Origin of the sequence: Micromonospora sp. NPDC051141 (assembly GCF_044455765.1) — a bacterium.
In the GTDB taxonomy this organism is placed as follows: Bacteria; Actinomycetota; Actinomycetes; order Mycobacteriales; family Micromonosporaceae; genus Micromonospora.
On record NZ_JBITFD010000007.1, the window covers coordinates 76,107 to 99,235 of the forward strand.

Sequence of the window (23,129 nt, forward strand, 5' to 3'; positions counted from 1 at the left end):
CTGCGACGCCGGTGCGACCGTGGCCCTACCGCCCCGACCATTGGCACTCACCGTACGCGAGTGCCAATGACTTGTTTAGCACTCTCCCTAGCCGAGTGCAAGCACGACCGCACCGCTCAGCCGAGTTCCGCAGCCAGCCGGGCCGCGTTCACCGGGCCTTCGTGGGCCCGCTGCTCGGCGTACGCGACGACCAGCCCGACGAGCTGCGCGAGATAGGCCGGCGCGGCCAGCGCGGCACCCACCACGGCCAACGTCACCGCCCCGACCGCGGTGCCCGGCGCGGACATCGGATCGGTGCCGAACACCGCGCCGCTCACCGCACCCACCACGGCGTCCAGGACGGCGGCGGCGACCAGCGCGCACGCCACCAGCGCCACCCGACCCAGCACCATGCCGAAGCGGTTGTGGAACATCCGCCAGGCCCGCCCGACCGGCTCCTGGCGCTCGAACAGGTAGACCGGCCCGAACAACGCGACCGCGAACCCGGCGTAGATGCCGGGCAGCAGGCAGAGACAGGCGCCGACCGTGATCAGCAGCGAGACGACGATCGTCCAGCCCCAGAGGCCGAGAGCCCGCCGCACGCCGTACCGGAGCGCCCCGCCCAGGCCGGCCGGCTCGCCGGCCGCCTGCCGGGCGACCACCCACGTGCCCGCACCCCAGCCGACCGCCTGGAGCGGACCGAAGACCAACGCGGCGAGCAGGACCGCGCCGTAGAACACGAACACGTGCTCCAGGTAGCCGTCCGGCAGCACCGGCGCGCCGTCCGGGCCGGTCGCCATCTCGTCGGTGGGCACCAGGAAGAGCGAGAGTACGGAGATCACCGCCGCCGGAACGCCCTGGGTGAACAGCATGATCGGCAGGAGTTGCCGCCACCCCCGCCGCACCGCGCCGGCGCACCGCGCGAACCATCCTCCGACGCCCGCGTACGGCGGGGTGACCAGCGGGTCCTGCGGATCGAGACCGGGGTACCACACCCCGGGCCCCGGGTGCCCCGGATACGCGGCGCCCGGCATCGGCGGCCCCGGATAGACCGCGCCCGGCATCGGCTGGCCCGGATACCCCGCACCCGGCATCGGCTGACCTGGGAACGGCGCACCCGGCATCGGCTGACCTGGATGCGCCGGCCCGGCGGCGGGCCAGTGCCAGCCGCCAGGCGGCGTGGAGCCCGGCGCGGGCCCGCCCGGCGGGAAAGGCGGCGTGGCGGGCCAACCGGGCGGCGGGGTACCGGGCGGCGGGGTGCCGGGCTGGCTCGGCGTCCCCGGCGCGGACCAGCCCGACGGGAGGTCCGGCGCGGCGGGCCAGCCGGGCGGCGCGATCTCCGGCGCGGCGGGCCAGCCGGGCGGCGCGGGCCAGCCGGCAGGCGGGGCCGAGTGAGGCCAGCCGGCAGGCGGGGCGGAGTACGGCTGACCGGCGGTGGTCAGGTCGGCCCAGGGGTCGACGGGCATCTGGCCAGCGGGCGGCTGACCAGCGGACGGCTGGCCGACGGGCATCTGGCCGACGGGCATCTGGCCGGCAGGCGGCTGGTCAGCGGACGGCTGGTCAGCAGGCGGCTGACCAGCGGCCAGATGCGACCCGGACGGCCCGGACGGCCCCGGCACCAGCCCGGCGGGCGGCTCACCGGCGGCGGGCAGTTGCGACCCGGACGGACCCGACTGCTCCGGCACCGGCCCGGTGGGCGGCGGCGTGGGCCGGGCCGGGTCGGCCGGGGGCACCGGCTCGGTGGAACCCGACGGGGGCAGGTCGGACATGGGCCCTCCTCAGCGGCAACGGCTGGAACGGCTCATGATCTTCCACGGTGCGGGGCGGCATCGCAGCCCCGGTCGCGGTGGTTCGGCCGCGGGCGACGGCCGGCAGCGGTCAGGCGATGACGCGGACGCGCTCGGCCTGCGGACCCTTCTGGCCCTGGGCGATCTCGAACTCGACCCGCTGGCCGTCGTCCAGAGCCTTGTAGCCGTCCATCTCGATCGCGGAGAAGTGGACGAAGACGTCCTGACCGCCGTCGACGGCGATGAAGCCGTAGCCCTTTTCGGAGTTGAACCACTTCACGGTGCCCTGTGCCACGGTGCACTTCCTCACTCTGCGCGGCGTCCCAACACCCGGAGACCGGCGGACCGGCACCGGCGGCGCACCGGTTTTCGGCGATCGGCGAGGGCCGCTGAATCGGTGACCGAAATCGCACGCTACACGAGGAGTGACGACCGCGCACGACCACAAATCGGGCATATTCCGGGCGCGGTACGGCACCCGGACGCGCCCGCTCCGACCCGGTCCGGTATGTATGCGGCATGACCAGCGCGCCCGTCCCGCCCACGGTCCGGCGGATCCGTCCGGAGGACGCCGCCCGGATGCGGGCGCTGCGCTTGGAGATGCTGGCCGACAGTCCGCTGGCCTTCCTGGAGACGGTGGCCGAGGCCGCCGCCCGCCCGCACGCGGACTTCGCGGCCCGGGTGGCGACGGTCTCGCACGGCGACCAGATCGCCCAGTTCGTCGCCGAGGCGGACGCCCGCCTGGTCGGTCACGCCGGTGGCATCGCCGCCCCGGACGAGCCGGGCCTGACGCTCGTCTACGCGGTCTACGTGACCCCGGCTCGCCGGGGCACCGGGCTGCTGGCCGGGCTGGTGGACGCGGTGGCGGCCTGGTCCCGGGCCTGCGGGCGGCCCGAGTTGATGATGGAGGTGGTGGTCGGCAACGACCGCGCCTGCCGGGCCTACCGCAAGTTGGGCTTCACCGACACCGGGGTACGCGTCCCGCACCCCCGGCTCCCCGTCCTGCGCGAACTCCAGATGCGCCGCCCCGCCTGACGGGTGTTGAGAGGGGGCCCCTTCTCTACCGGATGCGTTAAGAAGGGGCCCCTTCTGTCAGGCGTGTCGGCGGGACTGGACGACGCGGAAGCGGTTGGCGACGTACGCGCCGTCGGTGAGCGCGGAGTTCGCCGCCGCGTTCGCGCCGGAGCCGTGGAAGTCGGAGAACGCCGCCGACTGGTTGACGAACACGCCACCGGTCAGGTTGCAGGACAGGTGCACGCCGGCGTCGATCGCCGCCGCCTCGGCCGCGTCCAGCACGGCCTCGTCGGTGGAGTAGACGGCCGCGGTCAGCGCGCCCTTCTCCCCCACCGTCTCGCGCAGGATGCGCAGGCTGTGCTCGGTCGAGTCGGTCGCGATGGCGAACGAGATCGGCCCGAACCACTCCCGCGCGTACGTCGCGGTGTCGCCGGCGTCCAGCTTGACGACGGTCGGCGTACGCACCACGGCGCCCGGGAAGGACGGGTGCTCGACGGTGCGCGACTCCAGCACCGGCTCGCCGACCTTGGTCACCTCGTCGAGGCGCTCCAGCACCCCGTCGTTGACGATCGCGCCGGTCAGCTCCACGCCCCGGGCCGGGTCGGCGGTCAGCTTGGCGACCGCGCCGGCGATGCCGGCGGCCACCTCGTCGAAGCTCTTGTGCCCCTGGTCGGTCTCGATGCCGTCGCGCGGGATCAGCAGGTTCTGCGAGGTGGTGCACATCTGGCCGCTGTAGAGCGTGAGCGTGAAGCCCAGGTTGCGGCAGAGCCCGGCGAAGTCGTCTGTGGAGTCGATCACCACCGTGTTCAGGCCGGCCTTCTCGGTGTAGACAGCGGCCTGCCGGGCGTTCGCCTCCAGCCAGTCGCCGTACTCGGTGGAGCCGGTGAAGTCGACGATCTTCACGGCCGGGTGCAGGGCCAGCGTCGAGGCGAGCTTCTCGCCGTCCGCCTCGGGAGCGAGCTGCACCAGGTTCGGGTCGAAGCCGGCCTCGGCGAGCACCTGGCGGGCGTACTTCACGGTGATCGCCAGCGGCAGCACGGCGCGCGGGTGCGGCTTCACGACCACCGGGTTGCCGGTGACCAGCGACGCGAAGAACCCGGGGTACGAGTTCCAGGTCGGGAACGTGTTGCAGCCGATGACCAGCGCCACCCCGCGCGGCACCACGTGGAACGTCTTGGTCATCCGCAGCGGGTCGCCCTTGCCGGCGGCCTTCTCCCAGCCGGCCGTCCCCGGGTGGCGGGTCATCTCGGCGTACGCGTAGGCGACCGCCTCCAGCGCGCGGTCCAGCGCGTGCGCGCCGCCGGCCTGGAACGCCATCACGAACGCCTGGCCGCTGGTGAACTGCACGGCGTTGGCCAGCTCGAACACGTTCTTGTGCAGCCGGTCGAGGATCTCCAGGCAGACGCCCGCGCGGGCCTTCGGGCCGGCGTCGCGCCAGGCCGGCAGCGCGGCGGTGGCGGCGGCCACCAGCTCGTCCGCGCCGGCGTGCGGGTAGCGGACGTCCAGTGCCACGCCGAACGGGCTGGCCTCGGTGGCCACGGTGGTGCCGTCGCTCGCCTGGTCGAGCGGGAAGTCGCCGCCCAGGTACGCCTCGAAGGCGGCCTTGCCGTCGGCGGCGGCGGTCTCGCCGTACACCCGGGGGCTGGGCGACTCGGGATAGGCGGACCAGTACCCGCGCTCCGTGATGGCGGTCAGCGCCCGGTCGAGGGTCTCGGCGTGCCTGGCGTACAGGGGGTGCGGGGTCTCCGTCATGCCCGCCATCATGCAACAGGAAGGCACCAGATCAGTAGGGGCGTGTCACAACTCAGATCGTCAACTGCCAGTCGACCGAGCCGGCGGCCGGGCGGAAGCCGAGCTGCTCGTTGATCGCGATCATGGGACCGTTGGCGGCGGCGTTCCAGGTGTCGACCGTCCGCAGCGCCGGCTCGTGCTCCAGCGCGTACGCCAGGTTGGCGACCTTGCAGAGCAGGCCGAGCCGGTGGCCGCGGTGCCCGGGGTCGACGATGGTGATCTGCTGCCAGGCGTGCTCGGTGCTGCTCGCCGCCAGGCTGAGCTGGCTCCAGCCGACCAGCCGGCCGGACGCCTCGTGCACCGCGCCGGTGTTGTAGCGGCGCACGCCCCGGGCGTCGAGCGCCCGCTCCACGCCCCGCTTCCGCTCGGCGTCCATCTTCTCCTGCTCCCACTCCAGCTCACCCATCGGCGCGTCGAGCAGCAGCCGGCCCTCCAGGTGCGCGGTGTCCGCGACGTACTCGTCGGGCGTGTGGTCGCGCCAGTGCACCGCGCGGTAGCCGGTGGCCGCCGCGCGGGCGTCGGCGTGCAGCGCGGCCAGCCGGTTGCGGTCCAGCGCGCTCACGTCGAGCCGGCGGCGCACGTCGGCGTTGGCCGCCCTCGCGCCCATCGCGGCGGCGAACGCGGCGCCGGGGAGTTCCCGGTCCTCCTCGCCGGGCAGCGCGGCGGCGGTGGAGCCGACCAACCGCTTGCCGCCGTGCTCCCGGAACAGCCGTACGCCGTGCTCGTGCAACACGCGCCCGATCCCGCGCCGCCGGTGGGTCGGGTCGACCACCAGCTCGACGCTGGCGTTCTCGGTGTTCTCCAGCGTGTGCAGGTGCAGCCGGAGCCAGCCGACCGGCTCGCCGTCGAGGCGGGCGACGAGCCACCGCCCGTCGATGCCGGGCATCGGGTGCCGGAGCAGCGCCTCGAACCGCCGCCGGCAGGTCGGCGGCAGGTCCGGCTCGTCGACGGCGCGGGCCGCTTCCGCGATCCGGTACGCCGCGTCGAGCGTCGGCAGGTCGGCCGCGTCCAGCGGGGTGACGGTCAGGCCCATGGCGGCGAGCCTGCCCCGGAAGAAGCGACAGGGCCAGCGGTTTTCCGCTGGCCCTGTCCTACGTTGGTCGGGAGGGACGTCCGCACAACGCCTCCGGCGTTGGGTCGCAAAACTTAGAAAAGTCTCCGGCGAATGCCCTCCCGCACCGAGCATCTTGCGCCGTCCGGTTCCTGCCGTCAAGTCCTGCGGTGACAGTTTTCCGACACGCGCCGCACATCCCCCGTCACCCCTGGTCGCCCGCGATCCCCCTCCCGGGCGAGCCCCACCACACCACGCTCGGCCACCCGCCACCACGCTCGGCCCCCCACCCGCCGCGCTCGGCCGCCCGCCCGCCCGGCTCGCGAGTTGACCAAGGAGTTTGCGTCGGGTCAGTCCCACGCGCTGACGCAAACTCCTTGATCAACCTGCCGGCGGGCCGGCGGGCCGGCGGGCCGGCGGGGGTGGGGTGGGGTGGGGTGGGGGGATCGGGGTGGGGGTCAGCCCAGGAGGCCGGCGTCGCGGGCGGCGCGGAGGCTGGGCTTGATGCGGTGCGTGGGGCCGGAGGCGGCGGCCACCGCGTCAAGCGTCTTGAGGCCCTCGCCGGTGTTGAAGATCACCGTCTCCGCGGCCGGGTCCAGCCGGCCCGACTCCACCAGCTTGCGCAGCACCGCCACCGTCACGCCGCCCGCCGTCTCGGCGAACACGCCGGTGGTACGCGCCAGCAACGTGATCCCGGCGCGGATCTCGTCGTCGTCGGCGTACTCCATCCAGCCACCGGTGCGGCGGACCGCCTCCAGCGCGTAGACGCCGGCGGCCGGGTCGCCGATGTTGAGCGACTTGGCGATGCCGGTCGGCTTGACCGGGACGATGGTGTCGCGGTCGTCGTGCAGCGCGGTGGCGATCGGGTTGCAGCCGGCGGACTGCGCGCCGAACACCTTCCAGCCGCCGGCCGGCGCCTCGACCAGGCCGATCTCCACCAGCTCGGTGAACGCCTTGTCGATCTTGGTGAGCAGCTCGCCACTGGCCATCGGGATCACCACCTGGGCCGGGATCCGCCAGCCGAGCTGCTCGGCCACCTCGTAGCCGAGCGTCTTGGAGCCCTCGGCGTAGAAGGGCCGCACGTTCACGTTGACGAACGCGGTGTCCTCGAACTCGTCGGTCTCCACCAGTTCGCCGCAGAGCCGGTTCACGTCGTCGTACGAGCCGTCGATGGCGACCAGGTCACCGCCGTAGACGGCGGTGGTGACCACCTTGCCCTGCTCCAGGTCACTGGGGATGAAGACCACCGATGGCACCCCGGCACGGGCCGCGTGCGCGGCGACCGAGTTGGCCAGGTTGCCGGTGGACGCGCAGGCGTAGCGGGTGAAGCCGAGCGCCCGGGCGGCGGTCAGCGCCACCGACACCACCCGGTCCTTGAACGAGTGGGTGGGGTTGGCGCTGTCGTCCTTCACCCACAGCGGCGCGGTGATGCCCAGCTCGGCGGCGAGGTGGCCGGCGGCGACCAGCGGGGTCAGCCCCGGGTCGAGGGTGACCCGGGTGGCCGGGTCCTGACCGGCCGGGAGCAGGGCGGCGTAGCGCCAGATGCTGTTCGGGCCGGCCTCGATCTGCTCCCGGGTGACGGCGGCCAGGGCGGCGGTGTCGTAGTCGACCTCCAGCGGGCCGAAACACTCGTAGCAGGCGTGCTGGGCGGCCAGCGGGTAGCGCGCGGAACAGGCGCGACAGACCAGGGCGCGGGCCGGGCTGCGGGAGGTGTCGATGCCGGGGACGGCGGAGAGCGTCGACGTCATGTCGAGGAAATTCCTCTCATCTTTCCCCGCATCGCCGGGTGCGGCGGGGACGGAATTGGCACCTGCCCGCAGGGCGCTCGACGTCGAGCGTGCGGGTGGTTGCCGGGGCGTCGTCGGGCCGTATCCCTCAGCCCCTCTGGATGAGGTATGCAGTTGTGGCGTCGAGTCTATGCGCCGTCCGCCGCGCCGCCACCCGGGGTCCCACGCAGTGGGCCGCCCCACCGATCCCGCCTCCCGCCCCTGACCTCGATCGATCATGAGGTTGCCGGCGACAAATCGGATGCCGTCCGCCGTCAACCTCATGATCGCCGGGAGGTGGCGGGCCGCAGGACGGACGCAGGGGTGACATGATCGCTGGATGCGACGTTCGGCCGGCCTTGTCGGAGGGCTCGCCGGGGTTGCGCTGCTGGCGGGCTGCGCCGGGACGCCGGCACCGGTCGACCCGCTGCCCACGCCACCGGAGCGGCCGGGGGCCGAGGTCGCGCCGTCCCCCTCGGTGGCCTGCACCCCGGAGGGCATCCGGATCACCGAGCTGGGCGTGAGCGCCGCGATGGGGTTGCGGGCCATGGGCCTGGACCTGGTCAACTGCGGAACCCAGCCGTACGCGCTGCGCGGCTACCCGGCGGTCAGCCTGCGGGACGCCGACGGGGACCCGATCAAGGTCAGGATCATCCCGGGCGCGACCGGGATCACCTCCGGCTTCGACGCCCCACCCACCCGGCTCGTGCTGCGCCCCGGCGAACGGGCCGGCGCCGCGCTGCTCTGGCGTAACACGGTCACCGATCCGGCCGTGGTGGCCACCGAGGGCGCCCAGCTCGACGTCGCGTCGGTGGCCGGCAGGCCGGCGTACGAGGTGGCGCTGGACGGGACGATCGACCTCGGCAACACCGGCCGGCTCGGGGTCAGCGCCTGGAAGCGCCGCGACCCGGACCCGACCACGAAACCGGTCACGCCGAGCGCTCCGCCCTCCTCGGCCGTTACGCCGGACAATCCGCTGTAGCCGGTCAGCCCGTCACTCGGCAGCATCCGGCACGAACACACCCAGACCCTGGTGGCCGTACAACTCTCCGGTCTCGATCAGGATCGTGATGGCCTGCCGCACAGTGGACTGACTGCCCACCTCATACAGGTCAGCCAACTCCTTGGTGGAGGGCAGCTTGTGTCCGGGTGGCCACTCGCCATCGGCGATGCGCCGCCTGATATCGGCGATGATCCTGCGGTAGTGCGGTTCGAACCGGCGCGGTGTGGACATGCAGGTACTCCCAGCTAGGCATGCCCATCTGATCACGGGGCCAGGAGAAACCTCAAGCGCATCGTTGACTTTACCAGCATTATCGGTAAAGCTGCCCACGGAGCGCCCAGCTAGGCACTGGTCGATCCTCCCGGCCGGGGCGGCGCAGATCTCCACCGGAATTCGCGCTGTCCCGGCACCCCGCCAGGCGAAGGAGACGTGGTGTGACGGAGGCGGAAACGAGTGCGGAGGCGCCCACCGCCAACGCGATCTGGGCGGCCGAGCAGGTCACCGGTGAGCTGCGGGAGGCGTACCTCGGAGTGGCCGCCGCCACCGTGCTGCTGGAGCGCGTCGGCGCGGGCTGCGCCCATCCGGCGATCAAGCTGGCCCGGCGCAGCGGCGAGGACGCCCTCGACCTGGCCGGGGACGCGGAATTCCAGGTCAGCGACGGGGTACGCCGGCTGCGCGTCGCCGCCGGCCACCGGGAGACCGCCACCATCGGCGGGCTGGTCGAGGCGCTCGACGAGGTGCGGGACCGGTTGGGCGCGGCGGCCGATCGGATCGGGCGGCTCCCGGCCCGGATCACCGCCGCCGGGCAGCAGCTCTCCTATGCGGGCCGCGCCGACGACCCGGTTACCGGGACGACCGTCCGGCAGTGGCGGGACGGCGCCGAACGCCTCACCCTGATGGCGGAGAGCCTGACGTCGGCCGCGGCGGCGCTGTCGTCGTACACCGAGGGGTTGACCGACGGGGGTCGACCACGGTGACCGAGCCGCACTGGATCATCCACCTGCCCACCACGCTGACCAGCGTGGACGAGGCCGCCGCGCTCTCCATGGCGCTGCGCCGCTCGCTCGGTCACGTGCTCGCCATCGACTTCGGCGAGACCACGCTGTCCGAGGAGGACCGGCAGTCGGTGCGTACCAGGGTCTGGTGCGACGCCCCGCTCCCCCGTTCCCGACGCTGCTCCCTCCCGGTCACCCATTCCGGCCGCTGCCGCTGACAGATCTTGGTACGGAACCGCCCCCGGAGGGGCGCTCCCGTACCAAGATTTCGGGCACGCGGCGGGTCAGGCCGGGACGGAGGCGCGGCGGGTCGCCGGGGTGGGGTCGGCGGGGGCGCGGCGGCGGGAGATCAGCGCGTCGAGCGCCCAGGTGCCGGGGCCGAGCACCGCGACCAGCAGGAACGACCAGCAGAAGAGCGCGGCCAGCTCGCCGCCGTTCTTCATCGGCAGCAGGCCGTGCGGCTGGTGCACCACGAAGTACGCGTAGGCCATCGAGCCGGAGGCGAGCAGTGCCGCGGGCCGGGTGGCCAGGCCGACGAGCACGAGCGCGCCGCAGACGAGCTGGATCAGCGCGGCCCACCAGCCGGGCCAGGTGCCGGCGGGAACCGCGCCGCCGGTGGCCGGGTTGCCGCCGAGTATGCCGAAGATCGACGCCGCGCCGTGGAGCAGGAAGAGAAAGCCGACGACGATGCGGAACAGGGAGAGCACGGGACCGTTCAACTGCGCCGGGACCATGGGAAACCTCCTGGGACGGGTATGGGAAGACGTCCAGGATGGCCGGCTCAAACATCGAAGGTAATAAATTCCTTGCTAGCGGGACAATCTTGTGGGAACGCTCCCATGATATGGGCAACGCACGTTGGGAGGGGCCCCCTCCTCTACCAGATGCGTTAAGTGGGGGCCCCTCCTTGCACCTCAGCTCGTGATGTCCTTGCGGGTGAAGCGCCAGAACGCGAGCCCCCAGAACAGCGTGGCGTAGACGACCGCCGAGATCGCGCCCTTGACCACGTCGTCGGTCTGCATCGGCGACGACAGCAGCCCCAGCCAGGCGCTGCTGTAGTGGGTCGGCAGCAGGTTGCGCAGTCCGCCCAGCGCGGTGATCTGGTCGAGGATGCTGGACAGGATCCAGAGCAGCACCGCCCCACCGACCGCGCCGAGCGCCGCGTCCGTGGTCACCGAGAGCAGGAACGCCAGGCCGGCCACCACCAGCAGCACCACCGCCAGGTAGCCGAGCACGCCGAGCAGCCGCAGCAGCCCGTCGGCCGGGGCCAGCTCCGCGGAGACCTGACTGCTCAGCGGCTCCCAGCCGTAGCGCAGCGTGCCGGCGAGCAGCGCGGTGCCGGCCAGCAGGACCAACGCCAGAGCGGAGTACGCGAGCGCCACCACCAGCTTCACCGCCAGCAGCCGGGCCCGGGGCACCGGCACGGCGAGCAGGTAGCGCAGGCTCCCCCAGCTCGCCTCGCTGGCCACCGTGTCCCCGCAGAACAGCGCCACCACCACGACCAGCAGGAACGACGCCGACACCAGGATCGAGAACAGGGTGAAGTTGAGCCCGCCCGAGGTGGCCAGGTCGGCCAGGCTGGCGAACTCGCCGCGCCCTCCGCCGTCGTCGTCCCCGGAGTCGAACTGGAACGCCACCAGGATGATCAGCGGCAGCAGCACCATGAACCCGAGCGCCAACTGGGTACGCCGCCGCGACGCCTGCCGCCGGAACTCCGCCCCGAACGGCATCGTGGCCGACGGCCGGTAGCCGCCCGCAGCGCCGCCACTGCCCTTCGACGCCACCGAAGTGTCCACCATCACCGGTCACCGCTTCCCCGAGAGTTCTCGCCGACCAGGGCGAGGAACGCGTCCTCCAGGCGGCGCCGAGGCACCACCCGGTCCACCCCGATGCCGGCCCGGACCAGTTCGGCCACCACCTCGCGGCGGGCGGTGCCGTTGGTGTCCACCACCAACCCGCCGTCGGCGTCCGGCAGCACCCGTACGCCGTCCAGCCGATCGAGCACGGTCCGCGCGGCGTCCGGGTCGCTCACCTCGAACAGCACGCTCGGCGACTCGCCGACGATCTCCTCGACCGGGCCGGACGCCACGATCCGGCCCTTGTTCACCACCACCGCGTGCGTGCAGGTCTGCTCCACCTCGGCCAGCAGGTGACTGGAGACCAGCACCGCCCGGCCGTCGGTGGCGTAGCGCTGGAGCACCCGGCGCATCTCGGCGATCTGCGGCGGGTCCAGCCCGTCCGTCGGCTCGTCCAGCACCAGCAGTTCGGGCAGGCCGAGCATGGCCTGCGCGATGGCGAGCCGCTGCCGCATGCCGTGGCTGTACTTCTTCGTCCGCCGGTGCACCGAGGCGCCCAGGCCGGCGATCTCCAACGCCTCGTCGAAGTGCGCGTCCGCCCAGGGCCGCCCGGTGGCCCGCCAGTACGCCCTGAGGTTGTCCAGCCCGGACAGGTGCGGCAGGAAGCCCGGCCCCTCGACCAGCGCGCCGATCCGGGACAGCACCGGTGAGCCCGGCACCAGCCGGTGCCCGAACACGTAGATCTCCCCGGCGGTGGGCTGGGTCAGCCCCATCAGCACCCGCAGCGTGGTGGTCTTGCCGGCGCCGTTCGGCCCGAGCAGGCCCACCACCTGCCCGGGGTGCACCTCGAAGTCCACGTCGGAGACGGCGACGAAGCCGTCCGCGTACTCCTTGCGCAGGTTGCGCACGGCGAGCGGGACGCCCGCGTACTCCGGGTGGATGGAGCGGTCCTGGCGGCGGTGCCGGCGGCGGGCGAGCAGCACGACCACGACGAGCCCGACCGCGATCGCGGCGAGCAGGCCGGCCAGCACCCAGCGCCAGATCGCGGCCGAGGTGGCGATCGGCGCGGCGTCGACGGTGGGCAGCACCAGCGGGCCGTCGCCGAGCGCCACGGTGTGCACCGCCGGCTCGGCCGGCGTGGCGTACGCCTGGTCGGACGTCGCCACCACGAGCCGCAGCCGGTGCCCGGCCTCGATCCGCCGGACGATCGCCGGCAGCGTGACGGTGACCGGCGCGGCGGCGTCGAGCGTGGCCGGCAGGCCGGTCAGCCGCACCGGCGCGACCAGGCCGTCCGGCAGCGTCGACGCGCCCTGCGGGTCGACGTCGTAGAGCTTGACGAAGAGCACCGCCTCGCCGGTCTCCGAGGCGACCCGGATCCGCACGTTCGGCGCGCCGACCACGTCGACCGGGTCGTCCAACGGCGCGGACTCGAAGCGGGCGTGCTGGCCGGGGATGTCGCCGGCCACGCCGTCCAGCAGCGAGCCGAGCGCACCGGCGAACGGCACCGCGGAGATCGCCGCCGGGTTGCCGTTCGGCGGTACGGCGACCGGCTGGGCCGGTCCGGTGAGCGTCACGTCGCGGCGCTCCTGCCCGGTCACGCCCGGGTAGTCGTCGGTGCGGTAGCCGGTGGCCACCAGGCCCCGGTCCAACGCGTCGAAGCCGGCGATCCGGGAGAACGTGAAGCTGTCGCCGGGTGCCGCCCCCTCGCCCTTGACGTAGTGGTCGAGCCACTGCGCGGTCAGGAACTTCACCCGGTCCGAGTCGGAGGTCGGGCCGGCGCCGCCGTCGTGGCCCCCGGTGAACCAGGCCACCCGCACCGGCGTGCCGGCGGCGGCGATGCCGCGGGCGTTGGCGTCCGCCTCGGTGAGCGGGAACAGCGTGTCCGCCTCGCCCTGCACCAGCAGCGTGGGCGCCTTGATCCGGTCCAGCACGCCGGCCGGCGACGAGCGGCGCAGCAGTTCGACAGCGGCGTCGTCGGCCCGGCCGGTGGTGGCGATCCGCAGGTACGCGGCGCAGACGTCGGCGGCGAACCGACCGCAGGACGGGTCGGCCGCGCCTCCCGGGGCCCGGCCGGAACCGCTGCCCGGTCCCGCGCCCGGCTGCGGGCTCGCCGGCCCGGCCGAGGCGGGCGCGCCCTCCGGCACGGCGGCGGTGGCGCCGGACAACCCGGCCGGCCCGGAGCCGGCGTTGCCGCCGCCACCGAAGAAGATGCCGGCCCAGCCCTTCTTGAACACGCCCTCGGTGGGCGGCTTGCCGCTGCTCTCCGGCAGGAACGCCCGGGACAGATCGTTCCAGGTGATCATCGGGACGATCGCGTCGACCCGCTTGTCCTGCGCGGCCAGCAGCAGCGCCAGGCCACCGCCGTACGAGCCGCCGACCACGCCGACGCGCGGGTCGCCGGCGGAGTCGAGGCGCACCTCGGGGCGGGTGGCGAGCCAGTTCAGCAGGCGCTGCGCGTCCCGCACCTCGTAGTCCGGGCTGTCCAGGTGGATCTGGCCGCCGGAGCGGCCGAAGCCCCGGGCGGTCCAGGTGAGCACCGCGTAGCCCCGGGCGACTAGGTCCTCCGCGTCCGAGCGGACCGACTCCTTGGTGCCGCCGAAGCCGTGCGCCAGCAGCACCGCCGGCACCCGGTTCGCGTCGGAGGCGTCGCCGGGCAGGTAGAACGTGGTGTCCAGGTCGACCGGCTCGGTCCCGTCCGGCCCGGACCGCACGGTCAGCAGCGCCGACTCGGTCCGGAACTCCGTACCCCGCGGACGGACCGCCCAGACCAGCGCGGCGGCGACCAGGACGACCACCAGCACGGCGGCGACGATCCGGCGCGGACGGCCGGCCAGGGCGCGCCGGACCCGCGCGACGGGTGATCTCATGCGGCACACGGTACGGGCCGTCGGCTGAGCGTTCCCTGAGATCGGCCGTACGTTCGTCCGGTTGCGCCGTTCGGCGCGTGCCGCCCGTCGTCCGCAGAAGGTCCAGAGCGTCCCAGCGGCACGTATTCGGATCACGTGAATTCACATCTACAACCGCAAATCAGTGCTCAAGTCGCGACTCGACGACCCGATCGGACGCTGCGTGGCGAACATGTTGACACTCCGTCACCCCGGACGAACTGACGTGAAACCGACTGGACGACCCAGGTTCGCGCCCCGCCCGGTTCGACTAATTTTCCGGTCCGGTGCACGGGACTGCTGGCGGCGACCTCCCGGGGCATCGACCGCCCCGCCGTCGCCGGAGGAGACAGACCATGACAGTTCCCGCGCCGCGGGTGCGTCGGCGGCCCTCCATGTCGGGCCGTGTCCTACCCCTGCTGCTGGCGCTGGCACTGGTCGCCCCGCTCGGGCTGCTATTCGCGCTCGTCGACGGCACCACCACGGAGGACCACGACCTGGCGTCCCGGGAGCGGCTGGGGGTCCGTTACCTGCGTGCGCTCGGGCCGGTCACCGACGCGCTGGTGGAGGCCCAGTCCACCGCCGTGGCCGGGGCGCCGGTCTCCCGCGCCTCGCTCAACGCCGCGATCGAGCAGGTGGCGGCCGTGGACACCGCCGTCGGCGACGAGCTGCGCAGCCACGAACGCTGGGCCGGGCTGCGGGCGAAGCTCGAAGGACTGCCGGACCGGGGGCTCGCCGACCCCGAGGCCGCGTACCAGGCGTACGGCGAAGCCAACGACCTGCTGCTCGCGCTCTACCGGAAGGTACGGGAAAGCTCCGGCCTGATCCGCGACCCCCGGTCCGACTCGTTCTTCCTCCAGGACAGCATCGGCGGGGACCTGCCCACCGCGATGGTGCTGGCCGGCCGGCTCGCCGACCTGGTCCGGCTGGCCGCCACGCGCCCCGCCGCCGAACGCGCGAAGACCGGCATCGAGCTGGCCGAGCTGCGGTCGTCCGCGTTCGGTCCGGCCAACGATCTGGTCGCCGACCTGCGCACGGCGGTGGACAGCTCGGAGAGCACCGACCTGGGCGCCAACGTGCTCACCCCGCTGGACGCCTACCAGCGGTCGCTGGAGGCGTTCACCGCCGCGGGCGGCGGCCGGGCCGCGCCGAACCCCACCCAGCTCACCGCCGCCGGACTCGCCGCCCAGTCCGCCGCCAAGCAGCTCCGCACCGTCATCCTCGAACAGCTCGACACGTTGCTGGAGGAACGGGTGGACGCGCTCGACCGGGACCGGTTGCTGGCCCGGATCGCGGCCGGCGTGACGGTGGCGTTGCTGGTCGGGCTGGCCGTGACGCTGCTCCGGCGGCCCGCCGTCGAGGCACGCCCGACGCCCGCCGACGCCGCGCTGCCCCCGGCCGTCCGACCCGAGCCGCCGAGGGCCGACCGTCAGCCCGTCGCGGTGGGTCGGGGCGTCGAGGCCGAGCGGTGGGGGCCGTTCGATGCTGCTCGCTAGGTTGCGGATCCGGGGCAAGCTCGCCCTGCTGGTGATCATCCCGCTGCTCAGCATGGTCGGGCTGGCCGTGCCGGTGGTCGTCGACCGGGTGGCCGTCGCGGCCCGCGCCGCCGACACCGTGGAGACCGTCCGCGTCGCCAGCCGGATCGGCAGCCTGGTGCAGGACCTCCAGCAGGAACGTCTGCTCTCGATCGGGCTGCTGCTCGGCCGGGTGACCCGCACCGAGCTGATCCAGAAGTCCGCCACGGTCGACGACCGGGTCGCCGACCTGCGGGCCGAGTCGCTGCCGACGCCGGTCCACGAGTCCCTCGACGGGGTACGCCGGCTGGCCGACGTCCGGACCGCGACGCTCGCCGGCCGGGCCACGCCGGAACAGATCCTGAACATCTTCGCCCGGGTCGACCTGGCGCTGATCGAGGCGCTGCGGCTGCCGTTCCGGGTGGACACCGACACCTCGGCCGGGCGGCAGGTGCTCGCGCTGGACGCGCTGCTGCGTACCGACGAGGCGCTGAGTTCGTGCGCCACCCAGATCGTGTTGGTCCGCGCAACAGGTGATCAGCGGGTGGGCGCCTCGTACATCGCCTGCATGGCGGCGCTCGACGTGGACAACGACCGGTTCCGCAAGCTGATCACGCCGGAGCAGTTGAAGCTGGCGCTGCTGGACGACGCGGCGGTGGCGGCCCGGACCAGCCAGACGTTCCTGCGCGACAGCATCCGGGACCCGGTCGCGGCGATCGCCCCGCTGCCGCTGGACGCGCTCTTCCCCTCGGTCCGCTCGATGATCACGCTGGGCCAGTTCGTGGAGAAGAAGGTCGTCGCGGACGTCATCGCGGAGACGCGTACCGAGGAGCGGAACGCGCTGACCACGGCCTGGCTGGTCGCCGTGGCGGCGGCGGCGATCCTGCTCCTGGTGGTGCTGCTGAGCATGACGGTGGCCCGTACGGTGTCCCGGCCGCTGAGCCGGCTCACCCGCTCCGCCGAACGCGTCGCCCGGGTCGCCGAGGCGGAGCTCACCCGGGTGGCCGACGACGAGACCGAGTCGGTGCCCCCGGTACGCCTCGACCCGGTCGACGTCCGCGCCCGGGACGAGCTCGGCGACCTGGCCCGCGCGTTCGAGCGGGTGCAGCACACCGCCGCCCGGCTGGTCGAGCGGCAGGTGGCCGGCCGCCGGAACGTGGCGCAGATGTTCGGCCACGTCGGCCGCCGTACGCAGAACCTGGTCGGCCGCCAGATCGCGCTCATCGACCGGCTGGAACGGCAGGAGGTCGACCCGGGCCGGCTGGAGCACCTCTACCGACTGGACCACATCTCCAGCCGGCTGCGCCGCAACGCCGGCAGCCTGGTGGTGCTCTCCGGGGCCACCGGCTCGGACGGCCACGTGGCCCCGGTCCCGCTGGCCGACGTGGTCCGGCTCGCGCTCGGCGAGATCGAGGACTACACCCGGGTCGACGTGCAGGTCCCGCCCGGCGTCTCGGCGGCACCCGCGATCGCCGGCGACCTGGTGCTGGCGCTGGCCGAGCTGATGGAGAACGCGACCGCCTTCTCGCCGCCGCACACCCGGGTCGTGGTGGCCGGCGAACTGACCGAGGGGGGCGCCCGGCTCACCGTGGTGGACCACGGCATCGGCCTCACCGAGGAGCGGCTCGCCGAGGAGAACGCCCGGCTCACCCGCCGGGAGCGGCTCGACCTCGCGCCGACCGAGGTGCTCGGGCTCTTCGTGGTGGGCCGGCTGGCCCGGCGACACGGCTGGGCCGTACGGCTGGTGGCGACCGCGGGCGGCGGGATCACCGCCGGCCTGGAGATCCCGACCGCCTCCCTGGTGATCCGCCGGCCGGAGCCGGCCGGAACCGCCGTGGCGCGGGCCGCCGCGCCGACCGTGGAACGGCCTCCGGACCCCGCACCGGCGAGCCGGCCGGTCCGGCCGGCCGCCGGCGAACCGGCCGGCTTCGACACGGCGCTGCTGAGCCGGGCCACCCGCAGCATCTCCAGCGGCGACTCCTGGAACGCCTTCGGCCACCTGGTCGACGACGCCGAGGTGCCGGACGCGCCGGCCCTGACCGCTCCGACCGCCCTGACCGCTCCGACCGCTCCGACCGCCCGCCGGGAGACCCCGGACCCGGACCCGGACCCGGACCGGGACCGCCCGGCAGCCGTCGACGAGGCGACGGGCCGGGACGGCGCGGCGGACGCCGGGAGGTCGGTCGGGACGGCGGCCGTCACCAGGCCGCCGGTCGAGGACTTCCGCTTCCCCACCGGCGGTCCGCCGCCCGCCTGGCCGCCGGCCACCGCACGGTCCACCACGCGGCCCACCGGCCCGGCGACACACCCGGCCGGCCCCACCCCGCCGACACCGGTCGTCGGCCCGGCACCGGCCGCTCCCCCGGCCGCCGGACCGACGACCGGCCCCACCCGCACCCCGCCACCGCGCGGGCCACTGCCCGCGACGCCAGGTCCGGCCGGATCGACGACCGGTCCCGCCCGCACCCCAGCGCCGCGCGGGCCACTGCCCGCCGCGCCAGGTCCGTTCGGTCGGCCGGCCGGACCGCCCGGGAACCGGCCGATCCGGAAACGGGTGCCCGGCGCCAACCTGCCGCCCGGTCCGGTCACCGGACCGGCCGGACCGGTGATCGGGCCGCCGTTCGGTGTTCCGGACGACCCGGCCGCCGTCCGCGCCCTGGTGGAGGCGTTCCAGGACGGGGTACGCCGGGCCGAGGACGACGTCGACCCGGCCGACCCGACACCCGCCCGGCCTCGGCTCAGCCGGCGTGTCCCGGGGGCGAACCTGACCGTCTCCGCGGTGCCGCCCGCGCCCCCGGCCAGCTCCGACCCCGGCGACCCGGTCGAGGTCCGCGACCGCATCACGGAATTCGAGGCGGGCGTCGCCCGTGCTCTGCGCGAAGTCAGTACCGACCACCGCTATGAAGAGGATCCATCACGGTGACCAGCCCGTACCTGCACGACAATGTCGAACAGAGCGCGACCGGCGACCTCAGCCCCGAGGCGCGCACCTTCAACTGGCTGCTCGACTCGTTCACCTCCAGCACGGCCGGGGTGATGGAGGCGATCGCGGTCTCCTCGGACGGGCTGCTGATGGCCATGTCCGCGATCAAGGACCGGTCCAACGCGGAACGGCTCGCCGCCGTGGTCTCCGGCATGACCAGCCTGGCCGGTGGCGCCGCGAGCTGGTACGCGCTGGGCGGGCTCAACCGGGTCATCGTGGACATGGCCGAGGGCTACCTGCTGATCAGCGCGATCAGCAGCGGCTCGGTCCTCGGCGTGGTCGCCGACCGCTCGGCCAACCTGGGCACCGTGGCGTACGAGATGACGCTCTTCGCCGGCCGCGCCGGCGGCGCCCTGAGCCCCCGCCTGATCGCCGAGCTGAAGAACGCCGTCCAGCAATGATCCCGGGGGTCGCCGGCGAGGACCCGGAGCCGGAACCCGGCGTCCGGATCCGCCCCTTCCTGCGCGCGTCCGCCCCGGGTCCGGGACCGGACGCGGGCGACGGGGAGCAGCCGACCGGCCCGCGCCCGTTCGTGCTCACCTCGGGACGGGTGGACGGCGACCCGGCGATCAGCCTGGAGACCCAGGTGACCGCGCGGCCGGGCAGCGGCTCGTGGGCGGTGACCGCCCGGCTGACCCCGGAACTCGCGGCGATCGTCGCGATCTGTGTCGAGCCGGTGTCGGTCGCCGAGATCTCCGCCCGGACCCGGATGCAGTTCGGCGTGACCCGGGTGCTGGTCGGCGACCTGCGCGCCGCCGGTCACCTCGACGTGCACGTCGCGGACGTCGACGACGCCCTCGATCCCGATCTCATCCTGCGAGTGATTGATGGACTTCGTGCGATCTCCTGAATGGCGGGCGTCCGCCCCTGGCGGGCCGGCCGCGAACAGCGTCCCCACCCGCTACGGCAACCCGGCCCCGCTGATCGGCCGCGCCACCCCACCGCCGCCGGCCGGGCCGCCACTGCCGTACCGGCCACCCGGCGCCCCCGGCGAGCCGGCCCCGATCGTCAGCCGGGTGCCCGCGCCACGCCCGCCGATCCCGGTGAAGATCCTGATCGCCGGCGGCTTCGGCGTCGGCAAGACCACCACGGTGGGGGCGATCTCCGAGATCGCGCCGCTGACCACCGAGGCGGAGATGACCACCGCCGGGATCGGCGTCGACGACCCCGACGGGGTGCCCGGGAAGACCACCACCACGGTGGCGATGGACTTCGGCTGCGTGACCATCGACCGCAGCCTGAAGCTCTACCTCTTCGGTACGCCCGGCCAGGCCCGGTTCGGCTTCATGTGGGACGACCTGGCCCGGGGCGCGCTCGGCGCGCTGGTGGTGGTGGACAGCGCCCGGCTCGACGACTGCTATCCGGCGATCGACTTCTTCGAGCGGGCCGGGCTGCCGTTCGCCGTGGGCGTCAACGCGTTCGACGGGCGGCTGGCGCTGGACCTGCCGTCGATCCGCTGGGCGCTGGCGATCGCCGAGCACGTGCCGCTGGTGCAGTTCGACGCCCGGGACCGGCTCTCCGTACGGGACGCCCTGCTCGTCGTCCTGGACCGGGCGCTGGACCGGGCGACCCGGTCCCGGGAACGCTGAACCGCCAGCCGGTTCGGCCCGTGCGCTGCGAAGGGGTGGACGCGATGAGGGGTGATCTGGACGAGACACTGGCCCGGCTGGCGCGACGCGAGGAGGCGCAGCGCCGACGCGTGCCGCTGCCCGGCGAGCCGGTCGAGCACGCCGACGCGGACATGCCCGCCGAGCACGCCGACAGGGGCAGGCCCGCCGAGCGCGCCGAGGCAGGCAGGCCCGCCAAGCACGCCGAGCCGGGCGCATCCGCCGGGGGCGAGCCGGTGGAGGATCGGGCGGGGCACGGCGCGTACCGGTTGCGGGGCGGCCACGCGTCGCCGCGGCGGGACCCGGTGGAGGAGGTTGCCGAGGCGGTCCGGCGGGTGGTCGCCGCGCATCGCGGGCTCGCCGTGACGCTGCGGGTGGAGCTGGGCGATCAGGCGTACCCGATGCGGGTCTCCTGGGCCGGGCCGGAGGTGACGGTGGGCCCGGCGTCCGCACCGGCGCCGCCGCCGACCTGGCCCATGTCGGTGAAGACGGTGGCCGCCCCGGGCCACGACCCACGCGCGACCGATCCGGCGGCCCGGCTCGCCGAGCTGATCCGCCGCGACCCCTCGCTCCTGGACCGCCCGGACCCGCACTGACCCCGGCGGGCCGTGGTGCCCGGCGGCTACTGTCGGCGGGTGGCGGAACCCGACCTGACCCTGACCGCGAGCCTGCGGCCGGCCGCGCTGGACGCCCGCCGTGGCGTCGTACGCCTCCACCCCGAGGTGCTGACCGCATTGGCGCTGCGGCCCGGCGACCCGGTACGGCTGACCGGCCGCCGGGTGACCGCCGGCATCGCCGCCGCCGCCGACCCGGGCACCAGCAGCGCCCTGCTGTACGCCGACGACCTGCTGCTGGGCAACCTCGGCCTGCGGGCCGGCGGCCAGGTCACGGTGAGCCCGCTGCCCTGCGCCCGGGCGAGCCGGGTCACGCTGGCCGGCCCGGTCGCGGTGACGGCCGCGGTCCCGCCGGAGATGCTGCGGCTCGCGTTGCTGGGCAAGATGGTCACCGCCGGCGACGACGTCTCGCTGCTGCCCCAGGACGTGCTCCCGGACGCCGCCGTGCGCGGCCTGGTCGAGGCCGCACGGCACAGCCTCGCCAGCTCCGTCGGGTACGCCTGGACGAGCACGCTGCTCAGCGTGGTGGCGGCCGAGCCGGCAACCGGCGCGCTGGTCACCATGGACACGGTGGTGGCCTGGGAACACGGCCCGACCACCCACGGCCCCGCCGCGTCCGGCTTCAGCGGCCCGACCGGCTCCACCGTTTCGGCCGGCCCGGCCGACTCCGGCGGCTCAACCGGCTCCGGCGGCTCCAGCGGATCGGCCGGCGCGACGACTCCGGGAGCCGACGGCCTGCTCGGGCCCGAGGGCGTGCCCGACGTGGACGAGCTGCCGGGCCTGCGCGCCCAGGCCGAGGAGCTGACCGAGCTGCTGGACCTGGGCTTCCACCACCGCGAGGTGCTGGGCCGGCTGGGCACCACGGTCGCGCTCGGCGTGCTCGTCGAAGGCCCGGCCGGCTCGGGCAAGTCGTCGCTGGTCCGCGCCGTCGCCGCCCGGGTCGGCGCGCGGGTCCGCCCGGTCTGGGGCCCGGAGCTGGCCGCGCTGTCCAACGACGCGGCGGCCCGCCGGCTGCGGGAGGCGGCCGAGGCGGTACGCGCGGGCGGGTCGGCCGTGCTGCTGGTCACCGACGTGGAGGCGCTCGCCCCGGCCGACGACGCCGGCCCGCTGGCCACCGTGTTCCGCCAGGTCGTCGCCGAGACGGTACGCGCCGGGGCGGCGGTGGTCGGCACCACCGGACGCCCCGAGGCGGTGGACCCGGCGTTGCGCGGGCCGGACCTCCTGGCGCTGCGGATCAGTGTGCCGCTGCCCGATCCGGCGCTGCGCCGGGAGCAGTTGACGGTGCTCACCCGGCAGGTGCCGCTGGCCGGTGACGTCCGGCTGGACGAGGTGGCGGCGCGTACCCCCGGTTTCGTCGCCGCGGACCTGGCCGCGCTGGTGCGGGAGGCCGGGGTGCGGGCGGCGTTGCGGCAGAAGACGGCCGAGACGCCGACCGTGGCGATGGCCGACTTCCTCGCCGCGCGGGAGGTGGTCCGCGCGACCACGATGGCCGCGTCCACGCTGGAACTGGCCACGGTGACGCTCGACGACGTCGGCGGCCTGCACGAGGTCAAGCAGACGTTGACCGAGTCGGTGCTCTGGCCGCTCACCTATCCGGACACGTTCGCCCGGCTGGGCGTGACGCCGCCGCGCGGGGTGCTGCTCTACGGCCCGCCCGGCTGCGGCAAGACCTACCTGGTCACCGCGCTGGCCGGCTCCGGGCGCGCGAACGTGCTGTCGGTGAAGGGCGCGGAGCTGCTCTCCAAGTGGGTCGGCGAGAGCGAACGCGCGGTCCGTGAGCTGTTCCGCCGGGCCCGCGAGGCGGCGCCCACGCTGGTCTTCCTGGACGAGGTGGACGCGCTGGCGCCGGTCCGCGGCCAGGCCACCGACGGCGGTACGACCGATCGGGTGGTGGCCGCGTTGCTCACCGAACTGGACGGGGTGGAGGCGCTGCGCAACGTGGTGGTGGTCGGCGCGACGAACCGGCCGGAGCTGGTCGACCCGGCGCTGCTGCGCCCGGGCCGGCTGGAGCGCCTGGTCTACGTGCCGCCACCGGACGGTTCGGCCCGCGCGGAGATTCTTCGGGCCACGGCCCGGGACGTCCCGCTCGCGCCGGACGTGGACCTCGACGCGCTCGGCGCGGAGCTGGCCGGCTTCTCCGCCGCCGACTGCGCCGCGCTGGTCCGGGAGGCGGCCCTGGCCGCGATGCGCGAGTCCCTGACCGCCACCACCGTGACGGCGGCACACGTGGAGTCGGCCCGCACCCGCGTCCGACCATCCCTGGACCCCGTGCAACTGGCCCACCTGGAGTCCTACGCCCAGACCCGCCGCTGACCTCACCGCCCACGACCGCCGTCCGAGATCT

General features: G+C 74.4%; 20 protein-coding genes and 1 riboswitch. Of the genes, 11 read left to right on the forward strand and 9 right to left on the reverse strand.

From position 1 onward, the window contains the following. Positions 1-116 precede the first annotated feature (116 nt). Positions 117-1,748: a hypothetical protein gene (locus ACIA6B_RS15460; RefSeq protein WP_396773762.1), complete on the reverse strand. Its 1,632-nt coding sequence runs from the start codon at positions 1,746-1,748 to the stop codon at positions 117-119. A 109-nt stretch (positions 1,749-1,857) separates the two neighbouring features. After that, a complete protein-coding gene (locus tag ACIA6B_RS15465) occupies positions 1,858-2,061 on the reverse strand; it encodes a cold-shock protein (RefSeq protein WP_067305333.1) in 204 nt (67 codons plus the stop codon). Positions 2,062-2,285: 224 nt separating this feature from the next. Here ACIA6B_RS15465 and ACIA6B_RS15470 point away from each other — a divergent pair, with 224 nt between their 5' ends. Next, positions 2,286-2,801 (forward strand): GNAT family N-acetyltransferase, encoded by a 516-nt coding sequence (locus tag ACIA6B_RS15470; protein ID WP_396773765.1) that lies wholly within the window; start codon positions 2,286-2,288, stop codon positions 2,799-2,801. 57 nt (positions 2,802-2,858) lie between these two features. Here ACIA6B_RS15470 and paaN read toward each other — a convergent pair whose 3' ends face one another. The 3 genes from paaN to thrC form a co-directional block, all read right to left on the reverse strand. After that, positions 2,859-4,532: a phenylacetic acid degradation protein PaaN gene (paaN, locus tag ACIA6B_RS15475; protein ID WP_396773767.1), complete on the reverse strand. Its 1,674-nt coding sequence runs from the start codon at positions 4,530-4,532 to the stop codon at positions 2,859-2,861. Between the two features lie 52 nt (positions 4,533-4,584). Further along, on the reverse strand, positions 4,585-5,604 hold the full coding sequence (locus ACIA6B_RS15480; protein ID WP_396773769.1) for a GNAT family N-acetyltransferase: 1,020 nt from the start codon (positions 5,602-5,604) through the stop codon (positions 4,585-4,587). A gap of 476 nt (positions 5,605-6,080) precedes the next feature. After that, positions 6,081-7,370, reverse strand: a complete 1,290-nt coding sequence (gene thrC / locus ACIA6B_RS15485; protein ID WP_396773771.1) for a threonine synthase — start codon at positions 7,368-7,370, stop codon at positions 6,081-6,083. Positions 7,371-7,383: 13 nt separating this feature from the next. Further along, positions 7,384-7,517, reverse strand: a riboswitch (SAM riboswitch). Positions 7,518-7,728: 211 nt separating this feature from the next. Here thrC and ACIA6B_RS15490 point away from each other — a divergent pair. Next, on the forward strand, positions 7,729-8,370 hold the full coding sequence (locus ACIA6B_RS15490; RefSeq protein WP_396773773.1) for a DUF4232 domain-containing protein: 642 nt from the start codon (positions 7,729-7,731) through the stop codon (positions 8,368-8,370). Positions 8,371-8,382: 12 nt separating this feature from the next. On the opposite strand, the gene ACIA6B_RS15495 is transcribed toward ACIA6B_RS15490, so the two are convergent. Then, on the reverse strand, positions 8,383-8,622 hold the full coding sequence (locus ACIA6B_RS15495) for a winged helix-turn-helix domain-containing protein (protein WP_281938467.1): 240 nt from the start codon (positions 8,620-8,622) through the stop codon (positions 8,383-8,385). A gap of 203 nt (positions 8,623-8,825) precedes the next feature. Here ACIA6B_RS15495 and ACIA6B_RS15500 point away from each other — a divergent pair, with 203 nt between their 5' ends. Next, the gene (locus tag ACIA6B_RS15500; protein WP_396773775.1) at positions 8,826-9,368 is read left to right on the forward strand and encodes a hypothetical protein; all 543 of its coding nucleotides are present in this window, start codon (positions 8,826-8,828) and stop codon (positions 9,366-9,368) included. Beyond that, on the forward strand, positions 9,365-9,604 hold the full coding sequence (locus ACIA6B_RS15505) for a hypothetical protein (RefSeq protein ID WP_396773777.1): 240 nt from the start codon (positions 9,365-9,367) through the stop codon (positions 9,602-9,604). Before ACIA6B_RS15500 ends, ACIA6B_RS15505 begins: the two co-directional genes overlap by 4 nt. A gap of 66 nt (positions 9,605-9,670) precedes the next feature. Here the strand turns inward: ACIA6B_RS15505 and ACIA6B_RS15510 are convergent, their stop codons facing one another. The 3 genes from ACIA6B_RS15510 to ACIA6B_RS15520 form a co-directional block, all read right to left on the reverse strand. Continuing rightward, positions 9,671-10,120 carry a DoxX family protein gene (locus ACIA6B_RS15510; protein ID WP_396773779.1) on the reverse strand — a complete coding sequence of 150 codons (450 nt, stop codon included), beginning with the start codon at positions 10,118-10,120 and terminating at the stop codon, positions 9,671-9,673. 180 nt (positions 10,121-10,300) lie between these two features. Next, the gene (locus tag ACIA6B_RS15515; RefSeq protein ID WP_396773781.1) at positions 10,301-11,185 is read right to left on the reverse strand and encodes an ABC transporter permease; all 885 of its coding nucleotides are present in this window, start codon (positions 11,183-11,185) and stop codon (positions 10,301-10,303) included. Beyond that, positions 11,185-14,049 carry an alpha/beta fold hydrolase gene (locus ACIA6B_RS15520; protein ID WP_396773782.1) on the reverse strand — a complete coding sequence of 955 codons (2,865 nt, stop codon included), beginning with the start codon at positions 14,047-14,049 and terminating at the stop codon, positions 11,185-11,187. Before ACIA6B_RS15520 ends, ACIA6B_RS15515 begins: the two co-directional genes overlap by 1 nt. Before the next feature lie 374 nt (positions 14,050-14,423). Here ACIA6B_RS15520 and ACIA6B_RS15525 point away from each other — a divergent pair, with 374 nt between their 5' ends. From ACIA6B_RS15525 to ACIA6B_RS15555, 7 genes are read left to right on the forward strand one after another with little or no spacing between them, the layout of a single operon-like run. Beyond that, the gene (locus ACIA6B_RS15525) at positions 14,424-15,563 is read left to right on the forward strand and encodes a hypothetical protein (protein WP_396773783.1); all 1,140 of its coding nucleotides are present in this window, start codon (positions 14,424-14,426) and stop codon (positions 15,561-15,563) included. Beyond that, on the forward strand, positions 15,550-18,504 hold the full coding sequence (locus tag ACIA6B_RS15530) for a nitrate- and nitrite sensing domain-containing protein (protein WP_396773784.1): 2,955 nt from the start codon (positions 15,550-15,552) through the stop codon (positions 18,502-18,504). The genes ACIA6B_RS15525 and ACIA6B_RS15530 overlap by 14 nt, the downstream gene beginning before the upstream one ends. Continuing rightward, a complete protein-coding gene (locus ACIA6B_RS15535) occupies positions 18,501-18,965 on the forward strand; it encodes a roadblock/LC7 domain-containing protein (protein WP_107161362.1) in 465 nt (154 codons plus the stop codon). Before ACIA6B_RS15530 ends, ACIA6B_RS15535 begins: the two co-directional genes overlap by 4 nt. Next, complete coding sequence (locus tag ACIA6B_RS15540) at positions 18,962-19,414, forward strand: DUF742 domain-containing protein (protein WP_396773787.1); 453 nt, start codon at positions 18,962-18,964, stop codon at positions 19,412-19,414. The genes ACIA6B_RS15535 and ACIA6B_RS15540 overlap by 4 nt, the downstream gene beginning before the upstream one ends. Then, a complete protein-coding gene (locus tag ACIA6B_RS15545; protein ID WP_396773789.1) occupies positions 19,392-20,153 on the forward strand; it encodes a GTP-binding protein in 762 nt (253 codons plus the stop codon). The genes ACIA6B_RS15540 and ACIA6B_RS15545 overlap by 23 nt, the downstream gene beginning before the upstream one ends. A 44-nt stretch (positions 20,154-20,197) precedes the next feature. Continuing rightward, positions 20,198-20,767 (forward strand): hypothetical protein, encoded by a 570-nt coding sequence (locus tag ACIA6B_RS15550; protein WP_396773791.1) that lies wholly within the window; start codon positions 20,198-20,200, stop codon positions 20,765-20,767. A gap of 39 nt (positions 20,768-20,806) precedes the next feature. Next, positions 20,807-23,098, forward strand: coding sequence for an AAA family ATPase (locus ACIA6B_RS15555; protein WP_396773792.1), 2,292 nt, complete (start codon positions 20,807-20,809; stop codon positions 23,096-23,098). Positions 23,099-23,129: the final 31 nt, after the last annotated feature.

What these genes read in the sequence shown, in the direction of transcription:
- ACIA6B_RS15460 (WP_396773762.1), bottom strand. Translation starts at nt 1,748, where the DNA reads ATGTCCGACCTGCCCCCGTCGGGTTCCACCGAGCCGGTGCCCCCGGCC.
- ACIA6B_RS15470 (WP_396773765.1), top strand. Translation starts at nt 2,286, where the DNA reads ATGACCAGCGCGCCCGTCCCGCCCACGGTCCGGCGGATCCGTCCGGAG.
- paaN (WP_396773767.1), bottom strand. Translation starts at nt 4,532, where the DNA reads ATGACGGAGACCCCGCACCCCCTGTACGCCAGGCACGCCGAGACCCTC.
- ACIA6B_RS15480 (WP_396773769.1), bottom strand. Translation starts at nt 5,604, where the DNA reads ATGGGCCTGACCGTCACCCCGCTGGACGCGGCCGACCTGCCGACGCTC.
- thrC (WP_396773771.1), bottom strand. Translation starts at nt 7,370, where the DNA reads ATGACGTCGACGCTCTCCGCCGTCCCCGGCATCGACACCTCCCGCAGC.
- ACIA6B_RS15490 (WP_396773773.1), top strand. Translation starts at nt 7,729, where the DNA reads ATGCGACGTTCGGCCGGCCTTGTCGGAGGGCTCGCCGGGGTTGCGCTG.
- ACIA6B_RS15495 (WP_281938467.1), bottom strand. Translation starts at nt 8,622, where the DNA reads ATGTCCACACCGCGCCGGTTCGAACCGCACTACCGCAGGATCATCGCC.
- ACIA6B_RS15510 (WP_396773779.1), bottom strand. Translation starts at nt 10,120, where the DNA reads ATGGTCCCGGCGCAGTTGAACGGTCCCGTGCTCTCCCTGTTCCGCATC.
- ACIA6B_RS15515 (WP_396773781.1), bottom strand. Translation starts at nt 11,185, where the DNA reads ATGGTGGACACTTCGGTGGCGTCGAAGGGCAGTGGCGGCGCTGCGGGC.
- ACIA6B_RS15520 (WP_396773782.1), bottom strand. Translation starts at nt 14,049, where the DNA reads ATGAGATCACCCGTCGCGCGGGTCCGGCGCGCCCTGGCCGGCCGTCCG.
- ACIA6B_RS15525 (WP_396773783.1), top strand. Translation starts at nt 14,424, where the DNA reads ATGACAGTTCCCGCGCCGCGGGTGCGTCGGCGGCCCTCCATGTCGGGC.
- ACIA6B_RS15530 (WP_396773784.1), top strand. Translation starts at nt 15,550, where the DNA reads ATGCTGCTCGCTAGGTTGCGGATCCGGGGCAAGCTCGCCCTGCTGGTG.
- ACIA6B_RS15540 (WP_396773787.1), top strand. Translation starts at nt 18,962, where the DNA reads ATGATCCCGGGGGTCGCCGGCGAGGACCCGGAGCCGGAACCCGGCGTC.
- ACIA6B_RS15545 (WP_396773789.1), top strand. Translation starts at nt 19,392, where the DNA reads ATGGACTTCGTGCGATCTCCTGAATGGCGGGCGTCCGCCCCTGGCGGG.
- ACIA6B_RS15550 (WP_396773791.1), top strand. Translation starts at nt 20,198, where the DNA reads ATGAGGGGTGATCTGGACGAGACACTGGCCCGGCTGGCGCGACGCGAG.